The 6,651-nt window shown below is 70.0% G+C and carries 6 protein-coding genes and 2 pseudogenes; 4 read left to right on the forward strand and 4 right to left on the reverse strand.

The window, feature by feature from the left end; genetic code table 11:
* Positions 1 to 809 (reverse strand): helix-turn-helix transcriptional regulator (locus AB0L95_RS41495; RefSeq protein WP_365171783.1); only part of this gene is annotated, 809 nt, incomplete at its 3' end.
* 199 nt (positions 810 to 1,008) lie between these two features.
* Between AB0L95_RS41495 and AB0L95_RS41500 the strand changes: the two genes are divergently transcribed.
* Entirely contained in the window at positions 1,009 to 1,443 is a 435-nt protein-coding gene (locus AB0L95_RS41500; RefSeq protein WP_365171785.1) for a nuclear transport factor 2 family protein, read from the forward strand.
* 35 nt (positions 1,444 to 1,478) lie between these two features.
* Here the strand turns inward: AB0L95_RS41500 and AB0L95_RS41505 are convergent, their stop codons facing one another.
* Complete coding sequence (locus AB0L95_RS41505) at positions 1,479 to 1,601, reverse strand: hypothetical protein (RefSeq protein WP_365171787.1); 123 nt, start codon at positions 1,599 to 1,601, stop codon at positions 1,479 to 1,481.
* 3 nt (positions 1,602 to 1,604) lie between these two features.
* Between AB0L95_RS41505 and AB0L95_RS41510 the strand changes: the two genes are divergently transcribed.
* Entirely contained in the window at positions 1,605 to 2,441 is an 837-nt protein-coding gene (locus AB0L95_RS41510; RefSeq protein WP_365171789.1) for an SDR family oxidoreductase, read from the forward strand.
* Between the two features lie 348 nt (positions 2,442 to 2,789).
* Here AB0L95_RS41510 and AB0L95_RS41515 read toward each other — a convergent pair.
* A pseudogene (locus AB0L95_RS41515) lies at positions 2,790 to 3,763 on the reverse strand (site-specific integrase).
* 207 nt (positions 3,764 to 3,970) lie between these two features.
* Here AB0L95_RS41515 and AB0L95_RS41520 point away from each other — a divergent pair.
* Positions 3,971 to 4,525, forward strand: a pseudogene (locus tag AB0L95_RS41520) (tyrosine-type recombinase/integrase); the annotation flags it as partial.
* Positions 4,526 to 4,626: 101 nt separating this feature from the next.
* On the opposite strand, the gene AB0L95_RS41525 reads toward AB0L95_RS41520, so the two are convergent.
* Complete coding sequence (locus tag AB0L95_RS41525; protein ID WP_365171791.1) at positions 4,627 to 5,388, reverse strand: SDR family NAD(P)-dependent oxidoreductase; 762 nt, start codon at positions 5,386 to 5,388, stop codon at positions 4,627 to 4,629.
* A gap of 189 nt (positions 5,389 to 5,577) precedes the next feature.
* Here AB0L95_RS41525 and AB0L95_RS41530 point away from each other — a divergent pair, with 189 nt between their 5' ends.
* Positions 5,578 to 6,450 (forward strand): helix-turn-helix transcriptional regulator, encoded by an 873-nt coding sequence (locus AB0L95_RS41530; protein WP_365171793.1) that lies wholly within the window; start codon positions 5,578 to 5,580, stop codon positions 6,448 to 6,450.
* Positions 6,451 to 6,651 lie beyond the last annotated feature (201 nt).

The raw sequence follows: 6,651 nt of genomic DNA on the forward strand, positions 1-6,651 counted from the left end.
TCCTCGGCGGCGGTTTCGGGGGGCGCGCTGTAGACGACCACGCTCAGGCCGCTTTCGTCCGGCAGGCTCATGGTCTCCTGATCGAGTTCCAGGTCGCCGACGAGCGGATGGTTGAGGCGTTTGGTGCTCTCGCGGAAGACATGCACGTCGTGGGATCCCCACATCACGCGGAAGGTGTCGCTGCGGGTGGACAGTTCACCGATCAGGTTCGACAGTTCCCGGTCGTAAGGGCGTTTCCCCGCCTCGACGCGCAGCGCACCCACGGCGAAGCGGGCCATGCGCTCCCAGTCGGTGTAGAACCGCCTGGCTGCTGGATTGAAGAACGCGAACCGGGCGACGTTCGCCCCGCAGGTCGGATCGGCGTACATCTCCGAGTACAGGACCCGGCCCAGCGGGTTGGCGGCCATTGTGTCGAGGCGGTTGTTCATCACGTATGCCGGCATCCCCGGCATACCCTCGACGATCCGCGCCACGCTCGGCCGTACCGTCGGTCGGGCTTCCCGCTGCCGGGCCCGCGCTCCGGGCGCCGGTCCGGCGGCGCGGGCGAGGTCGTACAGGTACATGCGCTCGGTGGCATCCAGCCGCAGTGCCTGGGCCAGGGCGTCCAGCACGCTGTCGGAGACACCCCGCAGGTTGCCGCGCTCCAGGCGCGTGTAGTACTCGACGCTCACCCCGGCGAGCGTGGCGACCTCGCCCCTGCGTAGTCCGGGCACCTGCCGCCGACCGTAGGTCGGCAGACCCGCCTGCTCGGGGGTGATCTTCTCGCGTCGGGAGCGGAGGAATGCGCTGACTGCGTCCCGGTTGTCCATGGGGACCAGGGTAGGCAGGCAGCGCGAGGGGTGGGGGGTCCCTGCCAGTACCCCTCGCAGCGGAGACTCCCCCGTCACGGCCGTCTGCCGTTGCATGGTGCGTGCCCCGATCCTCCGGGGCCCGACCGGTGGGAGGACGCATACGCCCCCGGGCCGGCCGACCTTTCCAGTACCGGAACACAACTGAAGGGCACGCGAGATGAGCAACCAGATGACGACGGTGACGGAGAGCCCCGCGGATGTCGTGCGAGGGCTGTATGACGCGCTGGGCAAGGGCGACGTGCCGGGTGTGCTGGCCAAGCTCGACCCGGAGGTGATCGTCGACGAGCCGACCCAGCTCCCCTACGGCGGCGTGCACCAGGGCCGGGAGGTGTTCGTGGAGTCGATCCTGGGCGCGATGATGGGCTACGCCAACGTCGCCATCACCGATGCCCAGGTGTTCGAAGGCCCGGCCGGCGTCATCGGAACGCTCACCGGAACGCTCACGGCCCACACCACTGGTGAGGAGTTCCCGCTGACCATGGTCGAGATCCACCAGGTCGAGGACGGCACGGTGCGCAAGATCGACGTCTACACCAAGAACCCCCACGAGCTCGCCGCGTTCTATGCGCGCGCCGAGGCGGGCACCCGCTGACGACGGCACCCCTTCACGAGTCCGGCCGAGTTGCCTCACGGCAGCGCGAGCAACTTGGCCGACTCACCCCCAGCCCAGGCCCAGACCGTCGCGTCGATGACCCCTGTCCGCATCAGCGACACCGCGACCAGCCGCGCGCACCACACAGCGAAGGACACACCATGACCACCACCTGGTTCATCACCGGCACCTCCTCAGGCTTCGGGCGACTGCTCACCGAACACCTGCTGGCCCGTGGCGACCGCGTCGCCGCCACGCTCCGCCGGCCCGAGGCTCTCGACGACCTCCGCGCCGAGCACGGCGACCGGCTCTGGACCGCCCAGCTCGATGTCACCGACACCGAGCAAGTGCGTCGCGTCGTCACCGAGGCGTTCAAGGCCCTCGGGACGATCGACGTCGTCGTCAACAACGCCGGCTACGGCGTCCTCGCCTCCGTCGAGGAGGCATCCGACGAGCAGATCCGACGCGTCATCGACACCAACCTGCTCGGCTCGATCCAGGTCATCCGTGCCGCCCTCCCGCACCTGCGTGCCCAGGGCCGAGGCCGCATCCTGCAGGTGTCCACCGCGGGCGGTCAGACCACCTACCCCAGCCTCGGCTACTACCACGCCTCCAAGTGGGGCATCGAGGGGTTCTGCGAGACCGTCGCCCACGAGATCGCGCCGTTCGGCCTGGCCCTGACCATCATCGAGCCGGGCGCGACCCCCACCAGCTTCGGCACGTCGCTGGACATCGCACCGCCCCTGCCGGAGTACGAGAACACCCCCGCGGCCGACACCCGGCAGGCGTTCCTCGGCGGCCACTTCCCGGTGCCCAACAGCGCGGAGAAGCTCACGGAAGCGATGATCGACCTCGTCGACTCCGGCGCGACCCCGCTCCGCCTCCCGCTCGGCCCCGACACCTACGAAGACATCCGGGCTGCCCTCACCGGCCGGCTCGCCGAACACGAGGCTCATCGCGACATCGCCCACTCGGTGGCGGCCACAATCGCCCGGTGACCGAGACCCGCGTCAGTCGCCGCCGACGACGAGTGACTAAGCGGGTTCGCCGTACTCGGCGATGTATGCCGCGCGGTTCTCCGCGATGATCGCCCGGCTGCCCTCTGCGGTGAGGTGGTCGGCCGAGGAGACGGCCAGCACCTGTCGCCCGTCGACGTTGGACGTGATCAGTGCGATCCGGCGGGCCAGTTCGGCGGCGACGCTGGGAGCCGACTCGACCGGCGCGGGCCCCGGAGGACCTTGGCCGACTGTGTCCCTGGCGGCGTGGGCGCTCAGAGCGGCGGCGAACGGCGGTACGCGTCTGGCCGTGGTGTGGTTCCACGGTAGGGCACACTGCTGACAGCAGGGTCAGCGGCGCGCGTCGCCGGGGGCAAGCAGGCTGGTCAGCTCCGAGATCGCCTCGGGGGACGGCTTGAAGTAGCGGCGGACGTTCTCCGGCTTCTTGTGCCGCGACTTCGCCATCAGCATCAGCAAGGAGGCGCCCTGCTCGCCGAGATGGGTCAGGGCGGAATGGCGGTACTCGTGCGGGTCCCAGCCGGTGCCCGGCCCGCACATCGCGGTGTGCTCGTCCAGCAGGGCTCGGGCCTGGCCGTAGGAGAGCCGGGCCAGGCCGGTGTCCGGGCACACATCGCGCGGACTGACCACCTTCCCCGGGCCGGGCGGCGGTGGGTGACGAACACCGGGCCCCGGGTCCGGCCTCGCAGCAGGCGGGGCAGGAGCCGGGCGGTACAGGCGTCCCAGTAGACGGTCTCCAGCACGAAGTCCTCGCGCGCCTGGCCGCGGCGTCGGACCTTGCTCCGGGCGCCCTTGGCCTTGACCGGGCAGCGGCGCCCGGCGAAGTCCAGGTCCTCGATGTTCACGCCGAGGATCTCCTCCGCCCGCCCGGCGGTTTCATAGAGCATCCGCCACAGCGTCTTCTCCCGAAGATGTACCTCGCGCCGGGCGATCAGCCGGTCCACGGCTATCTTCGAGCGGGCCGGGGTCTCGGAGTCCGGCACCGCCAGCCGCTTCGCCCAGGCCGGGACGGACGGCCCGTCGTAGCCGTGTTCCTCGCACCAGCCCAGCCACGACAGCACCGACGCCCGACGCGCGTTCCAAGTGTTGACCGCCGCGGTGCCCCACAGCAGCTCCAGGGCCTCACCGATCTCGTCGTTCGCGACCGACCCGAGCGGGCGGGCCTCACCGATCCGCTCGGCCGTCTTGCCGACGCCGGTCGAGTAGCTGCGGACCGTGTTCGGGTTACCGAGCGAGTCGAGGAAGGCGTCCGCCGCCGCACGGACGGTCAACGTCTTCCCGGCCGGCAGCTGCACGACGGTGGGCACCGCTTCCCCCTTGCCGCAGATAACAGGGCCGCTTCACGTACGGCCCGGAGAACGTCACCGCAGGTGACGAACCAAGCTCCTGCAGATAATAGGGCGTTATCCGTGGGACGACTTCAGACGGGTCCGGTCGCCGACTCTCCGTCAGCCGTCCACCAGAGCCGACGGAGGCTTAGCGCCGGTTTTCGTTCCGATGTTCCTCAACCCCCGATGCTCTACGAGACCGCCGCCCGCGCGGAGGAGATCCTCGGGGTGAACATCGAGGACCTGGACCTCGCCGCGCGCCGCTGTCCCGTGAAGGCCAAGGGCGCCCGGAGCAAGGCCCGCCGCCGGGGCCAGGCACGCGAGGACTACGTGCTGGAGACCGTCTACTGGGACGCCGGCACCGCCCGGCTCCTGCCCCGGCTGCTGCGCGGCCGTACTCGGGGGCCGGTGTTCGTCACCCACCGCCGTCCAGGTCCGGGCAAGGTTGTCAGCCCCCGCGATGTCTGCCCGGACACCGGCCTGGCGCGCCTGTCGTACGGTCAGGCCCGCGCGCTGCTGGACGAGCACACCGCCCTGCGCGGCCTGGGAACGGGCTGGGACCTACACGAGTACCGCCATTCCGCGCTGACCCACCTCGGTGAGCAGGGCGCCTCGCTGCTGATGCTGATGGCGAAGTCCCGGCACAAGAAGCCGGAGAACGTCCGCCGCTACTTCAAGCCCTCCCCGGAGGCGATCGCCGAAGTCACCAGCCTGCTCGCCCCCGGAGACGCCCGCCGCTGAAACTGTCGCCGCCCGGCAGGGTGGGCCGCGTGGGCGAGGCCGTTCGGGTGGCGGGGTTCGGGCGATGAGCGATGAGGCCGTCGATCGGGAGGGGAAGGGTGTCAGCCTTGGCGGCTGGGGAGCATGGCCAGGGCCTGGGATCGCTGTGCGACGAGGTCGTCGTAGGTGCCGTCGCGCTCGGCCCAGCGGTGCACGAGGACGCCCTTCACGAGGATCTCGTGGGGGGTGGGGTTCTGCGAGAGCAGGTGCATGACCTCGGTGGCGAAGTCGTCGAGCGGCAGCGCGTGCGGGTTCACCTTTTCCTGTCCTGCCGTGGCGACGGCCGGGGGGACGAGCTCGACGACGCCGACACCGGTGCCGTCGAGTTGCGCGCGCAGTGCCTCGGAGTAGGCGTGCACCGCGGCCTTCGAGGCGGCGTAGCTGGGCATGGGCGGGAATGGCAGGAAGGCGATGCCGGAGGTGACGGTGATGAAGGTGCCGGTACCCCGCCGGACCAGGTGCGGGGTGAAGGCGTCGACGACTCGGATCGTGCCGAGCAGGTTGGTGTCGATCGTCGTCGCTGCCGCCTCGAAGTGCGCGGGGTCGCGCACGTCTTCCAGGAGCATGACCCCCGACATCGTCACCACGGTGTCCAGCTCGGGGTACCGGGCGAGCGCGGTGTCACGGGCAGATGCGACGGAAGCACTGTCGGTGACGTCGATGCTGATCGTGCCGAAGCCTTCTTCGGCGAGTTCCGAGAGTGCCTCCGGGCTGCGGCCGCCAACGGCCACGGTGCTGCCCGCCGCAGCGAACCGCCGGGCCAGCTCTCGCCCGATACCCGAGGTTCCGCCGACGATGAGAACGGTGCGATTGGAGAGATCCACGAGGTCTTCCCTTCAGTCCAGGGCGCCGCCGGCGTTCAGGCCCGCGGCGCAGACAGTGATGCTCTCTGTCTCTTTCAAAACAGTGCTATCGCAGTCTTGACGGCATCCGCCGGGTGTGGCAGGGCCCCCGTCTTCCCTGGTCCTGCCAGGACCCCCTCTGAGACACGCGCACCGAATTACGATGTCGGTATGAAGGATGAGGAATCCGGCAACCGGCTCGGCAGCTACCTTCGTGCCCGGCGTGAGCTGGTCTCCCCGGCGCAGGCAGGACTCCCGACCGGCGGCAACCGCCGCGTGCCCGGCCTGCGCCGTGAGGAAGTCGCCCTGCTCGCCGGAATCAGTCCCGACTACTACCTGCGCCTGGAACGGGGCCGTGACAAGAACCCCTCACCGCAGGTCCTCGAATCACTCGCGCGGGTCTTGCAGCTCGACGACATCGAGCAGACGTATCTGCTCGGCCTCGCGGCGGCACGCCCCAGGGCGCCGCGGCGCAAGCGGCCCGAGCACGTACCGGCGCGGGTGCACGAGCTGCTCGCCCACCTTCAGATCCCCGCGTTCGTCGAAGGGCGCGCGTTCGATGTCCTGGCCTCCAACCCCATGGCGGTCGCGCTCTCCCCCCGCCTGCAGCCCGGCAAGAACCGGCTGCGCTCCCTCCTCCTCGACCCCGAGGAACAGGCATTCCAACAGGACTGGACGAAGGCCACCGCGGATTCTGTCGCCGCCCTTCGCACCACCATCGGGGACGACACCGACAACCCCCGGTTCGTCGAACTCGTCGGAGAACTCGCACTGTCCAGTCAGCGGTTCCGCACCCTGTGGGCCCGCCATGACGTCCGCAGTCTCGACGGAGGCACGACCACCGTCCACCACCCCGTTGTCGGTGAACTACGCCTCCACCGCGACAAACTCGCCATCGGCGACGTCATCCTCGTCGTCTACTACCCCGACAAGGACAGCGACAGCGACGAGAAACTGCGGCTCCTCGCCGCACTCTCACACACCGAGTCCGCCGGTACAGCACACGACAGACCGGCGGACGCCCCGCGCCCAAAGACACTCTGACGAGCACGCGCCGCCCCGGCGTCGCAACCAGAACGCCCGCACCATGCCGCACTGGCCGCACCGCCGGACGTACCTCCATGGTCCTCCCGTCTGGCGGTGCGGGCCAGGACCGGGTCATTCCTCGTCGGTGGCGTCCGGGTCGCGCAGCGGGCGCAGGCCTCCGGGCAGGTCGGGAAGCTGGAAGGAGTACCGGCCGAGCAT

It is taken from the genome of Streptomyces sp. NPDC052036 (assembly GCF_040680495.1).
Classification (GTDB): Bacteria; Actinomycetota; Actinomycetes; order Streptomycetales; family Streptomycetaceae; genus Streptomyces.